Below are 16,831 nucleotides of genomic sequence, written 5' to 3' on the forward strand. Positions count from 1 at the left end.
TTCATCCATTGCGCGAAACTGGGGTAATGGTAGCTAGATGTAAGTGAGTGGCGAGAAGCGGATAAATTTGATCTTCATTCATTTGGTGTTGGTAAAGAATTTCTATCTGCACATTGCCTTTCGATGGCATATTGGCGAGGCCATGCATCGAATAAGACAAATGGAGGCACGCCAAATGAATGTTAGAGAGAGGCAAGAATCATTCGCGCCGCAATCGCGGTTGCAAGCATTGATGGTTGATTGCGAGGTGGAAGATTTTTCAGGGTTGGGCCTGTTGCTCGGTCAGGCTGGATATGATACGCGAATGGCGGCAAGTGCGCCGGAAGCGTTGACTGAGTTTGCTGGTGGACGAATTGACTTGTTGATATGCAATACGCGTGTAATTGACAAGGATGGTGGGCAGTGGCTGGAAAATCTCGTTGGGCAGTCCCCTGATCTGTTCGTGATTTTTCTTTCGGAATGCAGTCCCATGGCAATTACGAAAGGCCTTGGTCGGTTGCTGGGCTTGCACCGTCACATAGTCAAACCTTGGAATAGTGAGCAATTTTTGGCTGTCATTGAGCAACTGAATGATCAAAAAATTACACGCTATGAGAATATTCGGCTAGAGCAAAAAAATAGAGCGCTGACGAAGGAGTTGGCAGAACTAAATGCAACTGTTGAGCTGACTGCCCATGAGCATGACGACGAATTGTTGGAGGCACATAGGAAACTTAAAAAAAGCTTCGTCGCATCGATCCGAATGTTTTCAAATCTGCTTGAGTGGCGAGGGGGGATACTTGCCGGACATTCAAGACGCGTTGCGGATCTAACCCGCCGAACCGCAAGTATTATGCAGCTAAGTGAAGCAGAGCAGCAGAATGCTTTTGTCGCTGCGCTCATTCATGATATCGCTCATATTACTCTTCCCGATGGGATGTTAAGCAAGCCCGTCCCAAGTTTAAGTCATGAGGAACTGGATAAGTATAGAAACCATAGCAGTTTGGGGGAGCAGCTGCTTCTGTCGATAGATGATGCGCATCTTGTCGCTACTCTCGTCAGGTCTCACCATGAGCGATTCGATGGAGCAGGTTAACCTGATGGCCTAAAGGGGAAGGATATTCCAATAGGTGCTCGCATAATTGCGGTTGCTGATTTTTACGATGACCTGATGGTGGGGCATTTGAGCAGTAAGCCGCTAACTTGCGCAGAGGCAAGAACGCTCATTTCGCATAGTAGAGGAGCACAATTTGATCCAGAGGTTGTGGATGCTTTCTTGCAAATTGTGATTCAGGCGGCCCCTGCTCCCGACCCGGCTCCAATTAATGTCCCCTGTTCGGAACTGAGGCCAGGGATGATTTTGGCTCAAGACTTCGTATCGAGGGAAGGCTTGGTCTTGCTTACAGCAGGTCGAGTTTTGACGCCAGAGTTGATACGCAGAATGCAATTGCGTGTTGATCTTGGTCGAAAGTTTCCAATTCGTGCTGTAGCGACGGCTGTTTGATTGGATTGAGTAATTATTTTGGTCTGGACTTGGTCCAGTTTTTTATAGCCTTCGCTCTCTGGTTGTTTTTGAGAATTTGAGTAGAATTTCTCCATTGGTTGTAATTGCTTGTTTTTCTGATATGTCAGCTATAAGTGAAGGCGGTACTTCTGTTGAATACAGCTTGTTTTTGCTTATTCTGTATAAAATCCTCGTTTTTCCGACTATGAATTCATCTCCTTCGATTATTCCTATATACCGGCCATTTTTTGTATAGGCTTTCCACCATCCGCCTTCGATCATTTTATGCCTCGCTGTGCTGTGATTTATTATTGGCGCCACCATGCCAATTCTTGAGCATGAAATGCTATTATGAAAGCCGCTCGATATTTCAATTGATGCAAAATTTGACAAAGTAATTGATTTTGATAATTTATTATCAAAATCACGCTTGGCAAGAGTAATATCTGGATATACGTGGAAACACGGATGGTCACTTGGCGTAAATCTCGACGTCGTGCCTACCAAGGCTGCCACCTTCGGCAGGATGAGCAAGGAACACATGCAGGCGCCGCAGTGGGAGCGCATCAAGCGGGATTGCTGGAGCCGGTCCTCGCTGCGCGTCCGTAGGACTCTCGCCACCGGAATCTTGCCCAGGGACCGACAGCCTGCAGCCTGTTGCTGGCACACCATGACAGCTCTGAAGCAACAGGAGCAATGAATGGCGATTTCAGAAAAGATCCAGGACCTGCGCAAGTGGGATGACTCTCGCAAGGGATTCACGGGAGAGCATTGGCTTGTGCTCGGTGCCGGCCTCTTGGCGCTGCGCCATGCCCGGCGCGCGGAAAGTGGCATGGGCCGCCTTGTGAGTGGTGCGCTGGGCACGGCACTGATAGCGCGCGCAGCCACGGGCCGCGACGGTGTATTGGGAACGGCAGGACGATTGGCTGCAAAGCCCATCCTGGCCGAGCGCCTGCTGATCGCCGCGCGCCGCCTGTAGACGCCCGGACAAAGGAAAGGCCCGCAGTTGCGGGCCTTGCTTTTTCAGGTCAGGCCTGCATCAGCGCTGGCGGCGCATGCGGCGCAGGCCGAATATTGCCAGCAGGGCAGACATCAGGATGGCGCCCCATTCGCTGAGCGTGGGAACGGCTGCTGCGCCGCCTGCTGGGGCTGCTGCCAGCACGGGCACGAGCGGATCGGCGATCACGCCCACGGCAGGGTTGGTGTCACCAGGGCCGTTGTCCGTGATGGTGTAGGTCACCGTGGTGCGCGCGCTGTCCACGATCACGTTCAGCGCGGTCGCAGGGTCAAACCAGCCGCCGACACCATCGGGCTTGCGGAACTGCACGCCTTCGGGGAGAGCGCTGGGATAGGTGAGAGTCATCGTCACAGATCCGGTGCAGTTTTCGGCGCTGAAAGCGAACTGTCCGCTGGGCGCTTGCAGGTTCGGTGGGGTGGAGGTCACAGGTCCGAAGCCGCCGCCAGGTTGCAGCGTGCAAGTGGTGCCGCCGCCGGACATCGTGGCAGACGGTATGCCGGTCATGCCAGGCACGCTGCCGGGCGCGCTCACCAGTTGCAGTTTGCGTGGCGTGGCTTGTGTGCTTGCAGAGGCTGCACCGGTTGTCCCGTTGGAGGCTGCGACCGTGAAGTTATAGGTGAAGCCATTGCTCAGGCCAGCCACGACAATGGGGGATGTCGTTCCTTGCTGAGTGATCACACCAGGCGCACCGGGCACGGCCACGGGGGTCGCGATCACGGTATAGCCTGTGATGGGCGCGCCGCCATTGGAAGCAGGTGCAGTGAAGGTTACCGTAGCCTGCCCGTCGTCTGCAGCGATGTTGCCGATGGTGGGGGCTCCGGGTGCCGCTGCATTCACCATGAAGGTTTGAGACACCTGTGATGCAGGCAGGTAGCTTGCGTTACCACTTTGGTTCGCATCAACGGTGCAAGAGCCTGTGTTCACAAAAGTCAGCGTGCCGCCCGTGGTGACCGTGCATACCGCAGTTGTGTTTGCGCTGAAGGCCACCGGCAGGCTGGAGCTGGCCGTCGCGGTCAGTGTTGGCGTTGTGCCGAAAGTTTGGTCGCCGGGGTTTGGGAACGTGATGTTCTGGTTTTGCTGTCCATTCACCAGTACGCCGGTCGTGGCGCCTACGTTCGCCAAATTCAGCACAACGTTGGTGCCTCCGCTCGTCATCGTGCTCCCGTTGAGATCGATAGCGGTTCCTAACGACACTCCATTTGCGTCAACATCACCTGGCTGCACGGTATATATGAAGGTCAGGGCGGAGCTGTTGCTGCCACCGACGAAGTTCGCTTGCCGCAGAGTTGAACCAATCGTCAAAGGAATTGAGGGCGTGCCGCCAGCTGTGACGGTCACGGGAGCGCTGTAGGTCACAGTGAACTGCAGGTTCTGTCCAGCACTATAGGTTCCGTCGGGGGGGACGCTTACTGATTGCACTGAGGCGGCAGGAGCTACAAGCGTGTAGCTCAGCGTGGTTTCGCAGGCTTTGGAGTCTGTGATGGTCACCGAATATTGACCGGGAGCCAGTCCTGTCGCGGTTGCCGCTGCGCCACCGGAGGGGGTCCATGAGTAAGCGTAGCCAGGAGTCCCCCCTGTCGCGACAACTGTTGCGCTACCGTTGTTGCCTCCAACGGGATTGATATGCGACTGTGTGCCTGACAATGTTTCAGGCTGTCCAACGGTCGTAGAAGCTGTTCCTTGCAGGCCGTTATTGTCAGTAACCGTAACTGTATAGGTGCCTGCTGTGAGCCCTGTTGCGGTAGCGTTTGTGCCTCCAGAGGGGCTCCATGAGTAGCTGAAGGGCGCAACACCGTTCTGGGTGATTTGGGCAGTGGCCGTGCCGTTGTTTGCCCCGTTACAAGAGGCATCGGTGTGGGACACGGACAAGGTCAGCTGTGCGCTTGCAGAGCCGGTGTAGGTGACAAGAGCAAAGATGCCGCCTAGCACCCATGTGCGGAAAACCCCAGAAGACATGTTGTTCCCTTACTTTGGAGATCGGCGCAATCTCTCTAGCTCTGTTTGCTGAACTTTTGTTTGATGACCAAACGCGCTGCAAATTGTATGAATTTGTGTATATTGTGTCTATCACTGAAACTTGGTAGTTACTCCGGCTAGGCGGCCTGGCCCTGCGGTGGTCGTCCCAAGCCTGCCAGCTTCGAGGGATGAGCACGGAATACAGGCAGTTTCCGCAGTGGGAACGCATCAAGCTGGACTACAGGGCCGGCATCAAGGGCCTGAGGCAGATCGCAGCAGAGCAGAACATCAGCCAGGGGGGCGATCCGCAAGGCGCTGAGCGTGATGACTGGAGCTGGGTGCTGTCGGAGCGCATCCAGGACAAGGCCGAGCAGTCGGTACGCAAGGAGGCGGTACGCAGCGAGGTCTGCGCGGAACGCAGGGCGTCCGAGCGGCCCACGGCCCTTGTGCGCTCACTGCGACTGCCAAGAAATACGGCAGGACTGAGAGCCATTATTCGAACTCTTCGGTGCCCGAGGAATGATCGTTTCTGAATGGCAGGCTTCGCTTGAGAATAGATCCGCAGGTGGTGATGACTGGACAAAGCGTCAACTTCCGGAGGGTGCTCTGAGGCTATATTCCGTCTGCGGGAAGCTGCGTTCGTAACTTGAACGCATGCGCCTGGGAGGGCGTTTCATGCGTGCGCCTGAAGCTGTGTCAAGGCTTGCGATAAATATTCAGAGGAAATTGGCAATGGGTATCGCTTTTCGTCAGACTGAAATCAACATCAAGATTGCCAAGAAGCAAGGCAAGGAGATTTCCAAGCTTCTGCAGGACAAGGGATGGATTGCCGAGGATATGCCGTTGGATGCCGCAATGGCAGCTATTGGCTGGCATGGAAAATATCAAAAAACTCTGCTGATAATTGATGAGATTGATGTTGATAAAATAACCAAACAGGTATCCGAACAGTTCGAGGCTCTGGCTTCTTTTGTGCGAGATGGAAGCTTCGTCCGATTTGAGTCAGAGGAGAGCAGTAAAGACTACGCTCTATGTGTTTTCGAAGGGGGCAAGGCTCATGGCTATGGATGGTTGGGAACCCATGAAAAGACCGCAGTGGTTGCCGCCATCGGAACTGTGCCCAGCGGCCCATGGAATGAGTATATTCATGACGAATCGCCTTCCCGAGAGAAGCTGACAGATCACCGCTATTGGGCAGTGGTGGCTTGGGAAATGGCAGAAAATATTCAGTTCATTGCCCGGAGTTCCACGAGCTTCAGTGCCAAAGACAAGGATCAATCTTACTGGATCATCCGGGCTTGTGAGGAGGCAAAAACCTCCCTGATAGGGAAACGCCCTCTCCTTGTTCAGGATATCCAGATGTATGAGAAAGGTGTGAGCCAGGTTCCGCAGCGCATTACGAGCGATGTACATGAAATGAAGCTGCGCTGGCTAAAAGTGCCGCGCAAGAAGTTGGCAGCGCTGGATTTTGATATCAATGCTGATGAGCTACAGGAGCTTCTCCGTTATCGTGATACTTTTGCGCCTGGGAAAGAGTTTTTGGTTGATGGGCAGGAGGGTGTATATCAACCTGAAGTACTTGAATTCCTAGAATACCTGCGTCGAGCATCTTGGTTTCAGCAGCTTTGCAAGCTGGCGAAGGATGGCGAGAAACGTATGGAGATCATTACGGAATTTCACGGGCTGATGTCTGATGTAATGGAGTCTGCCGATATGAAGGAGCTTTTGTTTAATCTGCATTGGAGCGCTTCCGCTGAGAAGGGAAGCGCTGCCCTCGTTCCTGGCGTGAGCAGTCAAGTGATTTCTTCGTATATGGCTGGCGAAATCTACAACGCAATGCAGAGAATCAGCCAACTGGCCGCGACAAAGTAAGGTTGCTGAGAGGCTTCTCTTGTAGGCGAAAGCACTCTGCTATCAACCGACCATGTAAAGCCTCAGTTAGCGGGCATCAGCACGTCGTGCCGAGCCCGACAGCCTCGGCGTCGGGGGCACTTTTCTTGACACGTTGCATGCGTTCAAAAGAAAGAGGGCCCTGGTTCCCCGGGGTCAAGCCATGGCTGCTGGCGGCAGGAGTCCTGCGTGATTTACCCGCCCACGCGCTTGCCCAGCGACAGTATTTCGCTCGCATGGACGATGGCCTGGGCAATCTCCTCCACCGAGCTGCGCCGGCTCATGGCCTGGGCGCGGATCATGTCGTAGGCCTGGTCTTCGTTGATCTGGTGGGTTTGCATGAGGATGGCCTTGGCTTCGGCCACGCGGCGCTGGCCCAGCAGCTTGGCCTGGAGCTTGGCGATGCGCTGCTGCTGCTGGCGTGATTCCTTGTGGTTTCTGCGCGCCAGCACCAGGGTGGACAGCAGGCCGAAGGAGCGGATGGGCGAGGGCAGGATGGCCTGCACCTGCAGCTCCAGCACGGCGGAGACGATGGTGGGGTTCTCGTAGTTGACCACGGCGATGGCGGTGGGCGGGCTCTCTCCCTCGCCCTGGGTCCAGGTGTAGTTCAACTGCAGGTGATCGGGGCGCACGGCCAGGAGGACCACGTCCGTGCCTTCGGGCAGGCTGGGCTGGGGCGGCCAGATGGCCTGGACCTGGCAGCCTATGCGCTGCAGCTGCTGGGCCAGCAGTCGGCCGTCCGCGTCGTCGGGGTGGACGACGGCAATGCGCAGCTGGCGCAGTTCCTTGAGCTGGGGCGAGGTGGCGCGCAGCAGCGGCTTTCTTTCCAGCAGCGGCCGGCCTGTGGCAGCGCTGCCGGTTTCCTTGTTCGGTGCGGCATCCACGCTCAGTTCTCCAGGGCACCGAGGCTGGCAGTCCAGTCGCCCAGTGAATGGGTCACCAAATAGGGGTCGGGCGAGACGGCCCGGGTGGCCTGGCGCACGATGGTGAAGCCGCCTTGGGCATTGGCGCGGCCCACGCGCGGGTACAGCCAGGTGTGGTGGTTGCCGGGATCGAGCCGGATGCGGCCCTGGGGCGCGTCGAACTCGCTGCCCAGCAGATGGGGCAGCAGCTCGCCGATGCGGTCGCTGCCGGCCTGGCGGAAGGCGTTGGCGAACAGGTGCATCTGAAAGTAGGCGGCTTCCCAGCACAGGTTGGGCCGGCAGTCGTCGCCCAGGCGCTGGCGCAGCCGGGCCAGGCAGCGCGCATTGGCCGGTGAATCGATGGACTGGAAGTAGGGCGCGGCCGTGAAGTGGCCGGCCGCCACGTCGGCACCCATCTGGGCGATCTCGGCCTCGGAGGTGGTGAGGCTGGCAATCGGCATGGTCTGCGGATTGAAGCCTGCCTCTGCATAGGCGCGGTAGAGGCTGGCCGTGGAGTCGCCGACCACGGTGGAGAAGATGAAGTCCGGCTGCCTTGCGCGGATGTCTTGCATGATGGCCGCGTAGTCGCGCTCGGTGGCGTCCAGCGGCAGGTAGTGTTCGCCCAGCTTGTCGCTGCCCGGGTGCTGCATGACCAGCTCGCCCATGATGCGGTTGGACTCGTAGGGATAGATGTAGTCCGAGCCGATGAGGTAGACCCGCGCGCCGAAGCTGCTGGTCATGTAGTCGGCCAGCTGCACGCTGTTCTGGTTGGGCGCGGCGCCGGTGTAGATGACATTGCCCGAGAACTCGAAGCCTTCGTAGAGCGTCGGATAGAACAGCAGCCGGTTCCACTTCTCGACGATGGGGATGACGGCCTTGCGGCTGCTGGACATGTAGCAGCCGAAGATGACGTTGATGCCGTCGCGCACGATGAGCTGCTCGGCCAGCGCCGCATAGCGGGCCGGCGTGGAGGCCGGGTCGTAGCGCACGGCGACCAGTTCACGCCCCAGCAGGCCGCCCGACTCGTTGATTTCGTCGATGGCCAGCTGCGCGCCCTGCAGCTGGGACTGGCCGATGGTCGATGTGGTGCCGGTGGCCGAGTAAAGAATGCCGACTCTGACGGGGTCGTTCATGGGTTCCTTGTATGCCAGGTGCTGGCGTGCGTTCTTTGCAGGCTTCAGGTTAATCGAGATTTCCGTGGCGCTTGCCGTGGTCAGCGGCCGGCTGCGAGCCTTGCGCCCATCTGGGACAGCCGCCTTGGCAGATGCCGCGCGTCGTCGGCAATGCCGTAGTTGCGCCCGCCAAAGATGTGGCGCACATAGCCGTCGGCCTGGCTGTCCACGGCCAGGCAACTGATGCGTATGCCTGCGGCGCGGGCCTGCTGCACGGCGCAGCGCGCGTCTTCGATCAGGTAGCGGTCGTCATGCACGTCGATGTCGGCGGGTGCTCCATCGGTGATCACCAGCAGATGGCGCTGGCCGGCAGGCTCGGCCGCCAGCAGGCTGCTGGCGTGGCGCAGGGCGGCGCCCAGGCGTGTGGAATGGCGCCCCTGCAGTGCCTGCAACCGGGTGGCCGCTGCTGCGGCAAAGGGTTGGCCGAAGTCCAGCAGGCGCAGGTAGCGGACTTCGGCGCGCGTGTTGGACGAGAAGGCGTGGATGGCCAGGCGGTCCACGCCGGTCCTGCGGCCTGCGCGCGACTCGGCCAGCATGAGGGCAGCCTGTTTCTCCAGCTCCAGCAGGCTGGCGCCGTGGAGGCCGGGCGTGTTGACCGATTCGGAAGCGTCCATCAGCACCAGCACGCTGGTGGGGCGCGGGCCTTTGCCGGCCCGCATGAAAAGGCGTGGTTCCGGGCGCAGGTTCAGGCGGCGGTCCACCTGGACCTCGATGGCGGCGTTGAAGTCCAGGTCGTCGCCTTCCCACTGGCGGCGCAGGCGCTGGCGCCGGTCCAGCTGGCGTGCGGGCGGCAGCGGCAGGGGCGGCAGTGTCTGTCTGCCGGCCTGGGAGCCTTTGCCGGCCAGAGCCTCGGCCTGCCATGCGGGCAGGGTGTCGATGACGGTGCACCAGTCCGTCTTCAGGCGCTCCAGCCTGCGATCCCATTCGGGGTAGCTGTGGCGGGACAGTTCCAGGCCTGGGTCCAGGTCCAGCGACTGGCCTTCCTGTGCATCGGACTGCTGTCCTGCGCCGGCCGATGGAGGAGGGGCCGCACGCGCAGCGGACTGCTGCAGCGCGAGTGTGTCTTCCTCGCCCTGGGGCGACTCCGGATGCTGCCAGAGATAGCTGTTGTCATCACGGTAGATGCTGGGCACGGCATGGTGCTGCGGGTCCATGCGCACGCGCATCTGGCCCAGGTCGTTGGCCAGGATGGAGGCAATGGCCCGGAATGCGGCGTAGTCCTCCAGGCCATGGCGCGTGGCGGTGTCCTCGAACAGGTCACGGGCCTTGTGGATCCAGTGGTTGCCGTCCATACGGCCTGGCCACAGCAGCATGCGGTCCAGTCGGGCCATGAAGGCGGCAAAGCCCAGGTCGGATGGGTCGGGCTCGGGCGCGATGCAGGCCTCGAACCAGTGGCGCACGCCGGGGTGCTGCAGGCACAGCAGCCGCTCCACGCGCGCATCTTCCAGTGCGCCCACCACGGCCTGGCCCATGGGCTTGAGGGCGCTGCTGTCTTGGCGGGCGGGTGAAAAGCGCAGATGGGCTGCGGCATGGGCCATCGTTGCTGCGTGCAGGTTTGCCTGAATGGGCAAGTTGGCGGGAATCAGCAGCCGGGCAGGCTGGCTGATCAGCACGGCGCGCGGCGGCAGGGCGTGGGCCTGGCCCGGCGCCGGCGCCCTGGCCAGCGCCTGCACGGCGACAGGCTGGCGCGCGAGGCCGCTGGCCAGCAGGCCCAGCGTGTGCAGCAGACGGGACTCTTCGGGCAAGACAGCGGAGACGATGGCCATGGCGCGCGGCCCTCAGGCGCCGAACTCGGCTTCGACCAGCTGGCGCAGCGCGGCGGCGGTGTCGGGGTCGTCGGTCAGGGCGCTGGTGATGGTCATGTCGCAGCTGTCATGCACCGGCATGCCGTCGCGCATCAGCAGGCCTGCGTAGATCAGCATGCGGGTGGAGGCGCCTTCGTCCAGGCCCCGGTGGCGCAGTTCGCGCGTGCTGCGTGCCAGGCTGACCAGGCTGCGAGCGGTGGCCGGGGCAATGCCGGTCTCGTGGGCCACGATGTCCGCCTCGATCTCGGGCGCCGGGTAGTCGAAGTCCAGGGCCGCGAAGCGCTGGCGGGTCGATGGCTTCATGTCCTTGGCGCTGCTCTGGTAGCCGGGGTTGTAGGAGACCACCAGCTGGAAGTCGGGATGGGCATGCACCACCTCGCCCTTCTTGTCCAGCGGCAGGACACGGCGCGCATCGGTCAGCGGGTGAATGACGACAGTGGTGTCCTGGCGGGCCTCCACCACCTCGTCCAGGTAGCAGATGCCGCCGTGGCGCACGGCCAGGGTCAGCGGGCCGTCGTGCCAGGCCGTGCCGTCGGCATCCAGCAGGTAGCGGCCCACCAGGTCGGAGGCCGTCATGTCCTCGTTGCAGGCCAGCGTGACCAGGGGGCGCTTGAGCGCCCAGGCCATGTACTCCACAAAGCGCGTCTTGCCGCAGCCCGTGGGGCCCTTGAGGATGAGCGGCATGCGGTGCTGGTAGGCCTGGCGGTACAGCTGCACCTCGCGGCCCGAGGGGCGGTAGAAGGGCTCTTCCTCGATGCGGTAGGCCGCCAGCGGGTCGGCGGCCTGGTTGGCAGGAGCGTGCAGCGGGCCTGTGGTTGTTGTCGTGCTCATCTTCACTCTTCACCTTTCCGTGTTCATATGCGGGCCTGCCCCCAGGCCTGCAGGCTCGGAGGCAGGACGCTGTCAGCGGTGTTTGGGCGCCTCGTGCGGAATGCCTTCGATGGGGCATTCGGGCGTGCCTACGGTGGTGCGTGTGAAGGACTCCACCATCTCGCGTGTGCCCTCGGGATCGTTGACCCACTGGCTGTAGAAGTTGTAGGGGCAGGCGGCCACGCCCTTGTCCCCGTCGCCGGAGTTGATGGTGCCGGTGTAGCCCCGGTGCACCAGCTTGAACAGATGGTTCTGCGACTGGCCGTTTTTGCGCGCATCGCGGATCAGGTGCTTGGACAGTTCGGCGTACTGGATGCCCATTTCCTCCTCGCCGGTCTCGCCCAGGGTGCGGCCGTCGAAGCCGATGATGGCCGAGTGCCCGAAGTACGAGTACACGCCGTCGAAGCCCGCCGCATTGGCCACGGCCACGTAGCAGTTGTTCATGAAGGCCATGGCCTTGGAGACCATGATCTGCTGCTCCTTGGCCGGGTACATGTAGCCCTGGCAGCGCACGACGAGCTCGGCGCCGCGCATGGCGCAGTCGCGCCAGATCTCGGGGTAGTTGCCGTCGTCGCAGATGATGAGGCTGATCTTCAGGCCCTTGGGGCCCTCGCTCACATAGGTGCAGTCGCCCGGGTACCAGCCCTCGATGGGCACCCAGGGCATGATCTTGCGGTACTTCTGCACGATCTCGCCCTGGTTGTTCATGAGGATCAGGGTGTTGTAGGGCGCCTTGTTGGGGTGCTCCTCATGGCGCTCGCCGGTCAGCGAGAACACGCCCCAGACATTGGCCCTGCGGCAGGCGTCGGCAAAGATTTCGGTCTCTTCGCCCGGGATGGCGCTGGCCGTGTCGTACATCTCCTTGGCGTCGTACATGATGCCGTGCGTGGAGTACTCGGGAAAGATCACCAGGTCCATGCCCGGCAGGCCGCGCTTCATGCCCACCAGCATGTCCGCGATCTTGCGGCAGTTGTCCAGCACCTCGGCCTTGGTGTGCAGGCGCGGCATCTTGTAGTTGACCACTGCCACGCCGACGCAATCGTTGCTGCTGGAAATATCTCCGTGTCTCATGCTGCTGCTCCTGAAGGGGTTGAGGGGGCGGCGTGCGGCATCGCTGCCCCTTCGATTCCCGGCCAACAAAAAAAGGCCCGAACCGCTCCAGGTCAGGGAGCGGTTCGGGCCTTGTTGCCCGACATCGGCGCTGGCAGCTTTGGCAGCGGATGTCGTCTTGTCGGTGATGCGGGAATGAACCGGGGCGATGCCTTATCGCCGTGCATGCATTGTTGCCATGCACCCGCCCCGCGCATATACGTCATATGCCGGTTGTGGTGGGCGCGATGCCGTGGTATTTCCCGCGCGCGCTCTGCGCCCTGGTCCCTCAGAAAGACCCGAACATGGTACCGAGCGTGATCACCAGCACCAGGGCCAGCAGGGGCGCGCCAATGGTCATGATGGCGATGTTGCCGTACGACTGGCGGTGCGTGAGGCCGCAGATGGACAGCAGCGTGATGATGGCGCCGCTGTGCGGCAGGGTGTCGAAGCAGCCGGCCGCCATCACGGCCACGCGGTGCAGCAGCTCGGGGCTGATGCCCAGCTGGGCGGCCATGGCCAGGTAGTCCTTGCCCAGCGTGGACAGCGCAATCGACAGGCCGCCGGACGACGACCCCGTGATGCCCGCCAGCACGTTCATGGCCACGGCCTCGGAGATCAGCGGGTTGTGGGGCGCCACGTTGAGCACGGCCTCGCGGATGATGGCAAAGCCGGCCAGGCTCGCGATGACGGCGCCGTAGCCCACTTCCGAGGCGGTGTTGAAGATGGGCAGCATGGAGCCCAGCACGCCCTTGTTCACCGACTCCTTGAGATTGCGCCAGCGGCCCAGGCCCAGCAGCACCAGTGCGGCGCAGGCCACGGCCAGGGACAGGATCAGCGCCCACAGGCCCGTCTGCTTGGCCGGGTTCACGGCAGGAAAACGGTCCTTGAGGAAGCCGAAATCCATTTGCGGGAACACGCCGTAGGTCAGCAGCGCGTTGACCGCGATCACCAGCACCAGCGGCAGCAGGGCCAGCAGCAGCGGCAGGTCCCGGCGGCTGTGCAGGGCGGGGTCGCTTTCGTCATGCAGGCCCTGCTCGACGGCATCGTCATGGTCGCCGTAGCCTTCGCCCGCCACGCGCGCCTTGGCCGCGCGCGACTGCAGCCACCACAGGCCCAGGGCCAGCATGGTCATGCCGCCGATGATGCCCAGGCCCGGCGCCGCGAACACGTTCGTGCCGTAGTAGGGAATGGGAATGGCGTTCTGGATGGACGGCGTGCCCGGCAGCGCCGTCATGGTGAAGGTGAACGAGCCCAGCGCGATGGTGGGCGGTATCAGCCGCTTGGGCACATGGGCCGCGCGGAACAGCGACTTGGCAATCGGATAGATGGCAAAGGCCACCACGAACAGCGACACGCCGCCATAGGTGAGCACGGCGCAGGCCAGCACCACGGTGAGGATGGCGTGCTTCTCGCCCAGCACGCGCATGATCCAGTGCGATATCGCGGTGGCCGCGCCCGAGTCGGCCATCAACTGGCCGAACAGCGCGCCCAGCAGGAACACGGGGAAGAACTGCAGCATGTAGTTGCCCAGTGCGCCCATGAAGGTGCTGGTGTACAGCGGCAGCATATGGCCCAGGTCGCCGGACAGCAGCACGGCCACGGCGGCCATCAGGGGGGCCAGCAGCAGCACGGAGATGCCTCGGTAGGCCAGGAACATCAGTCCCGCCAGTGAAATCACGATTGCCAGGGTACTCAAATCGTCTCCAGTCCAGTAGTTCTAGTCAAAAAGACAGAATAAAGGCGGATGGATGACAATTTGGCGTAATTGGCGTGCTTTGTAGATGACTTGGCGCAATATGTCGCCACGTTTACCCGTGTTTCCGGGCATTGGCGTGCGATTGCTGACCCAGCCGCCGGTGCTGGCCGGGGGCGTTTCCGACCCGGCCTGTGTTTGCCGTGAACAGCGCTTGATCAGCGCCTGATCACGGGGTTTTCGCCGGGGGTGTTTGCCCGCCGCTTCGCGCACGATGAATCGTTGTGGATGTATCGGCTCTGGGTGTGGCCCGGTGCTCTGCCATGCTTGCGTGTCCGTCACGCCACAGCATTTTTTGCATGGCAGAAAACGCAGGGGCTCCAAGCCGTTTCCCTGTGAAAACAGGGCCTGAATGCCGCTGTAAAACCCTAAGTCTTCTACAAGACTTAAAAAATCCGGCAGGTTCCGCTTAGAATTTTGTATTGTGGGATCGCATTGCAGAAAACGCCGGGGCAGCATGCTGGCGCGACGGGGCATTGCGTGACGGTCCTACAGCGTCAGGCTGCACCGGCCCGTTTCCCCTAGCGGATGCCCGGTTCGACGGCCTGCGGCGCGACCCCTACCTTTTTCACTACCTGAGACAAGAGATGAGCACGCAGCAACCCACCATCATCTACACCCTGACCGATGAGGCCCCGCGCCTGGCCACCAGTGCCTTCCTGCCTGTGGTGCGCGCCTTTGCAGCACCCGCCGGCGTGAATGTCGAGACCGCCGACATCTCCGTGGCCCACCGCATCCTGGGTGAGTTCTCCGAATTCCTGGCCGAAGACCAGCGCGTGGCCCACACCCTGTCCGAGCTCGGCAAGAAGACGCTGGAGCCCGATGTCAACATCATCAAGCTGCCCAACATCAGCGCCTCCGTGGCCCAGCTGACGGCTGCCATCAAGGAGCTGCAGGGCAAGGGCTACGCACTGCCCGACTACCCCGAGAACCCGTCCAACGACCAGGAAAAGGACATCAAGGCGCGCTACGGCAAGTGCCTGGGCTCGGCCGTGAACCCCGTGCTGCGTGAAGGCAACTCCGACCGCCGCGCTCCCGCCGCCGTCAAGAACTACGCCAAGAAGCACCCGCACTCCATGGGCGAGTGGAAGCAGTGGTCGCAAACCCATGTCTCGCACATGGAGCACGGCGACTTCTACCACGGCGAAAAGTCCATGACCCTGGACAAGGCCCGCGACGTCAAGATGGAGCTGACCACCAAGAGCGGCAAGACCGTGGTGCTCAAGCCCAAGGTCGCGCTGCAGGCCGGCGAGATCATCGACTCCATGTTCATGAGCAAGAAGGCGCTGTGCGACTTCTACGAAAAGGAACTGGACGACTGCCGCGACGCCGGCATCCTGTTCTCGCTGCACGTCAAGGCCACGATGATGAAGGTCTCGCACCCCATCGTGTTCGGCCACTGCGTGAAGATCTACTACAAGGAAGCCTTCGAGAAGCACGGCAAGCTGTTCGACGAGCTGGGCGTCAACGTCAACAACGGCATGTCCACGCTGTACGAGAAGATCGAGACGCTGCCCGCCTCGCTGCGCGAAGAGATCATCCGTGACCTGCACGCCTGCCAGGAACACCGTCCCGCGCTGGCCATGGTGGACTCCGCCAAGGGCATCACCAACTTCCACTCGCCCAACGACGTGATCGTCGATGCCTCCATGCCCGCCATGATCCGCCAGGGCGGCAAGATGTGGGGCGCCGACGGCAAGCCCTACGACTGCAAGGCCGTGATGCCCGAGTCCACCTTTGCCCGCATCTACCAGGAGATGATCAACTTCTGCAAGTGGCACGGCAACTTCGACCCCAAGACCATGGGCACCGTGCCCAACGTGGGCCTGATGGCGCAAAAGGCCGAAGAGTACGGCTCGCACGACAAGACCTTCGAGATCGAGGAAGACGGCGTTGCCAACATCGTCGACCTGGCCACCGGTGAAGTGCTGATGAGCCAGAACGTGGAGCAGGGCGACATCTGGCGCATGTGCCAGGTCAAGGATGCGCCCATCCGCGACTGGGTCAAGCTGGCCGTCACGCGTGCCCGCAACTCCGGCATGCCTGCCGTGTTCTGGCTGGACCCCTACCGTCCGCACGAGGCCGAGCTGATCAAGAAGGTCAACACCTACCTCAAGGACTACGACACCACGGGCCTGGAAATCCACATCCTGTCGCAGGTCCGCGCCATGCGCTACACGCTGGAGCGCGTGGCCCGCGGCCTGGACACCATCTCGGTGACCGGCAACATCCTGCGCGACTACCTGACCGACCTGTTCCCCATCATGGAACTGGGCACCTCCGCCAAGATGCTGTCCATCGTGCCGCTGATGGCCGGTGGCGGCATGTACGAAACCGGTGCCGGCGGCTCCGCTCCCAAGCACGTGCAGCAGCTGGTGGAAGAAAACCACCTGCGCTGGGATTCGCTGGGCGAGTTCCTGGCACTGGCCGTGTCGCTGGAAGACCTGGGCATCAAGAACGGCAACGACAGCGCAAAGCTGCTGGCCAAGACCCTGGACGAAGCCACCGGCAGGCTGCTGGACGAGGACAAGTCGCCTTCGCGCCGCACCGGCGAGCTGGACAACCGCGGCAGCCAGTTCTACATCGCCCTGTACTGGGCGCAGGCCCTGGCTGCCCAGACCGAGAACGCCGAGCTGGCCGCCAAGTTCGCTCCCCTGGCCAAGCAGCTGGCGGACAACGAGTCCAAGATCATCGAAGAGCTGCGCGCCGTGCAGGGCAAGGCCGTGGACATCGGTGGCTACTACCAGCCCGACGTGGCCAAAATGGACGCCGTGATGCGCCCCAGCGCCACCTTCAACGCCGCCATCGACGCGCTGCGGTAAGCCACTTCGCCTTTGCCGGGGCCAGACCCCGGCAGGCTTGAAGCATGACCGGCCGGCCCGCAAGGGCG

The 16,831-nt window shown here is 61.4% G+C and carries 13 protein-coding genes and 2 pseudogenes; 5 read left to right on the top strand and 10 right to left on the bottom strand.

Annotated features, from left to right (window positions below; translation table 11 throughout):
• Nucleotides 1-232 precede the first annotated feature (232 nt).
• Nucleotides 233-1,483 (top strand): annotated as a pseudogene (locus ACN20X_RS16970) (response regulator).
• A 42-nt stretch (nucleotides 1,484-1,525) separates the two neighbouring features.
• Here ACN20X_RS16970 and ACN20X_RS16975 read toward each other — a convergent pair.
• Nucleotides 1,526-2,053 (bottom strand): hypothetical protein, encoded by a 528-nt coding sequence (locus ACN20X_RS16975; RefSeq protein ID WP_473209638.1) that lies wholly within the window; start codon nucleotides 2,051-2,053, stop codon nucleotides 1,526-1,528.
• Nucleotides 2,054-2,183: 130 nt separating this feature from the next.
• Here ACN20X_RS16975 and ACN20X_RS16980 point away from each other — a divergent pair, with 130 nt between their 5' ends.
• Nucleotides 2,184-2,462 carry a hypothetical protein gene (locus ACN20X_RS16980; protein WP_016453481.1) on the top strand — a complete coding sequence of 93 codons (279 nt, stop codon included), beginning with the start codon at nucleotides 2,184-2,186 and terminating at the stop codon, nucleotides 2,460-2,462.
• Nucleotides 2,463-2,522: 60 nt separating this feature from the next.
• Here ACN20X_RS16980 and ACN20X_RS16985 read toward each other — a convergent pair whose 3' ends face one another.
• On the bottom strand, nucleotides 2,523-3,989 hold the full coding sequence (locus ACN20X_RS16985) for an IPTL-CTERM sorting domain-containing protein (RefSeq protein ID WP_227469529.1): 1,467 nt from the start codon (nucleotides 3,987-3,989) through the stop codon (nucleotides 2,523-2,525).
• Nucleotides 3,990-4,046: 57 nt separating this feature from the next.
• A pseudogene (locus ACN20X_RS16990) lies at nucleotides 4,047-4,457 on the bottom strand (hypothetical protein); the annotation flags it as partial.
• Nucleotides 4,458-4,645: 188 nt separating this feature from the next.
• On the opposite strand from ACN20X_RS16990, the gene ACN20X_RS16995 reads away from it, so the two are divergent.
• Nucleotides 4,646-4,990: a hypothetical protein gene (locus tag ACN20X_RS16995; RefSeq protein ID WP_016454622.1), complete on the top strand. Its 345-nt coding sequence runs from the start codon at nucleotides 4,646-4,648 to the stop codon at nucleotides 4,988-4,990.
• Nucleotides 4,991-5,189: 199 nt separating this feature from the next.
• Entirely contained in the window at nucleotides 5,190-6,329 is a 1,140-nt protein-coding gene (locus ACN20X_RS17000; protein WP_473209639.1) for an SH2 domain-containing protein, read from the top strand.
• 212 nt (nucleotides 6,330-6,541) lie between these two features.
• Here the strand turns inward: ACN20X_RS17000 and ACN20X_RS17005 are convergent, their stop codons facing one another.
• The 7 genes from ACN20X_RS17005 to ACN20X_RS17035 all read right to left on the bottom strand — a co-directional run bounded on the left by ACN20X_RS17005 (nucleotide 6,542) and on the right by ACN20X_RS17035 (nucleotide 14,418).
• Nucleotides 6,542-7,231, bottom strand: a complete 690-nt coding sequence (locus ACN20X_RS17005) for an ANTAR domain-containing response regulator (RefSeq protein ID WP_016454624.1) — start codon at nucleotides 7,229-7,231, stop codon at nucleotides 6,542-6,544.
• Between the two features lie 2 nt (nucleotides 7,232-7,233).
• Nucleotides 7,234-8,382 (bottom strand): transporter substrate-binding domain-containing protein, encoded by a 1,149-nt coding sequence (locus tag ACN20X_RS17010; protein ID WP_016454625.1) that lies wholly within the window; start codon nucleotides 8,380-8,382, stop codon nucleotides 7,234-7,236.
• A gap of 80 nt (nucleotides 8,383-8,462) precedes the next feature.
• Entirely contained in the window at nucleotides 8,463-10,187 is a 1,725-nt protein-coding gene (locus ACN20X_RS17015; protein ID WP_016454626.1) for a nitric oxide reductase activation protein NorD, read from the bottom strand.
• Nucleotides 10,188-10,199: 12 nt separating this feature from the next.
• A complete protein-coding gene (locus ACN20X_RS17020; protein ID WP_473209640.1) occupies nucleotides 10,200-11,057 on the bottom strand; it encodes an AAA family ATPase in 858 nt (285 codons plus the stop codon).
• Between the two features lie 72 nt (nucleotides 11,058-11,129).
• Nucleotides 11,130-12,167: an aliphatic amidase gene (locus ACN20X_RS17025; protein WP_012205469.1), complete on the bottom strand. Its 1,038-nt coding sequence runs from the start codon at nucleotides 12,165-12,167 to the stop codon at nucleotides 11,130-11,132.
• A 307-nt stretch (nucleotides 12,168-12,474) separates the two neighbouring features.
• Nucleotides 12,475-13,884: a GntP family permease gene (locus tag ACN20X_RS17030; RefSeq protein WP_016454628.1), complete on the bottom strand. Its 1,410-nt coding sequence runs from the start codon at nucleotides 13,882-13,884 to the stop codon at nucleotides 12,475-12,477.
• Nucleotides 13,885-13,905: 21 nt separating this feature from the next.
• Nucleotides 13,906-14,418 (bottom strand): hypothetical protein, encoded by a 513-nt coding sequence (locus tag ACN20X_RS17035; protein WP_155524842.1) that lies wholly within the window; start codon nucleotides 14,416-14,418, stop codon nucleotides 13,906-13,908.
• A 110-nt stretch (nucleotides 14,419-14,528) separates the two neighbouring features.
• Here ACN20X_RS17035 and ACN20X_RS17040 point away from each other — a divergent pair, with 110 nt between their 5' ends.
• The gene (locus ACN20X_RS17040) at nucleotides 14,529-16,763 is read left to right on the top strand and encodes an NADP-dependent isocitrate dehydrogenase (protein WP_016454629.1); all 2,235 of its coding nucleotides are present in this window, start codon (nucleotides 14,529-14,531) and stop codon (nucleotides 16,761-16,763) included.
• The last annotated feature ends 68 nt before the right edge of the window (nucleotides 16,764-16,831 follow it).

This window comes from Delftia sp. PX-1 (assembly GCF_055797465.1).

Excerpts from the sequence above, each read along its gene's own strand:
- ACN20X_RS17040 (WP_016454629.1), top strand. The coding sequence starts at position 14,529 with ATGAGCACGCAGCAACCCACCATCATCTACACCCTGACCGATGAGGCC.
- ACN20X_RS16980 (WP_016453481.1), top strand. The coding sequence starts at position 2,184 with ATGGCGATTTCAGAAAAGATCCAGGACCTGCGCAAGTGGGATGACTCT.
- ACN20X_RS17020 (WP_473209640.1), bottom strand. The coding sequence starts at position 11,057 with ATGAGCACGACAACAACCACAGGCCCGCTGCACGCTCCTGCCAACCAG.
- ACN20X_RS17015 (WP_016454626.1), bottom strand. The coding sequence starts at position 10,187 with ATGGCCATCGTCTCCGCTGTCTTGCCCGAAGAGTCCCGTCTGCTGCAC.
- ACN20X_RS17000 (WP_473209639.1), top strand. The coding sequence starts at position 5,190 with ATGGGTATCGCTTTTCGTCAGACTGAAATCAACATCAAGATTGCCAAG.
- ACN20X_RS17035 (WP_155524842.1), bottom strand. The coding sequence starts at position 14,418 with ATGCCCCGTCGCGCCAGCATGCTGCCCCGGCGTTTTCTGCAATGCGAT.
- ACN20X_RS17010 (WP_016454625.1), bottom strand. The coding sequence starts at position 8,382 with ATGAACGACCCCGTCAGAGTCGGCATTCTTTACTCGGCCACCGGCACC.
- ACN20X_RS16995 (WP_016454622.1), top strand. The coding sequence starts at position 4,646 with ATGAGCACGGAATACAGGCAGTTTCCGCAGTGGGAACGCATCAAGCTG.
- ACN20X_RS17025 (WP_012205469.1), bottom strand. The coding sequence starts at position 12,167 with ATGAGACACGGAGATATTTCCAGCAGCAACGATTGCGTCGGCGTGGCA.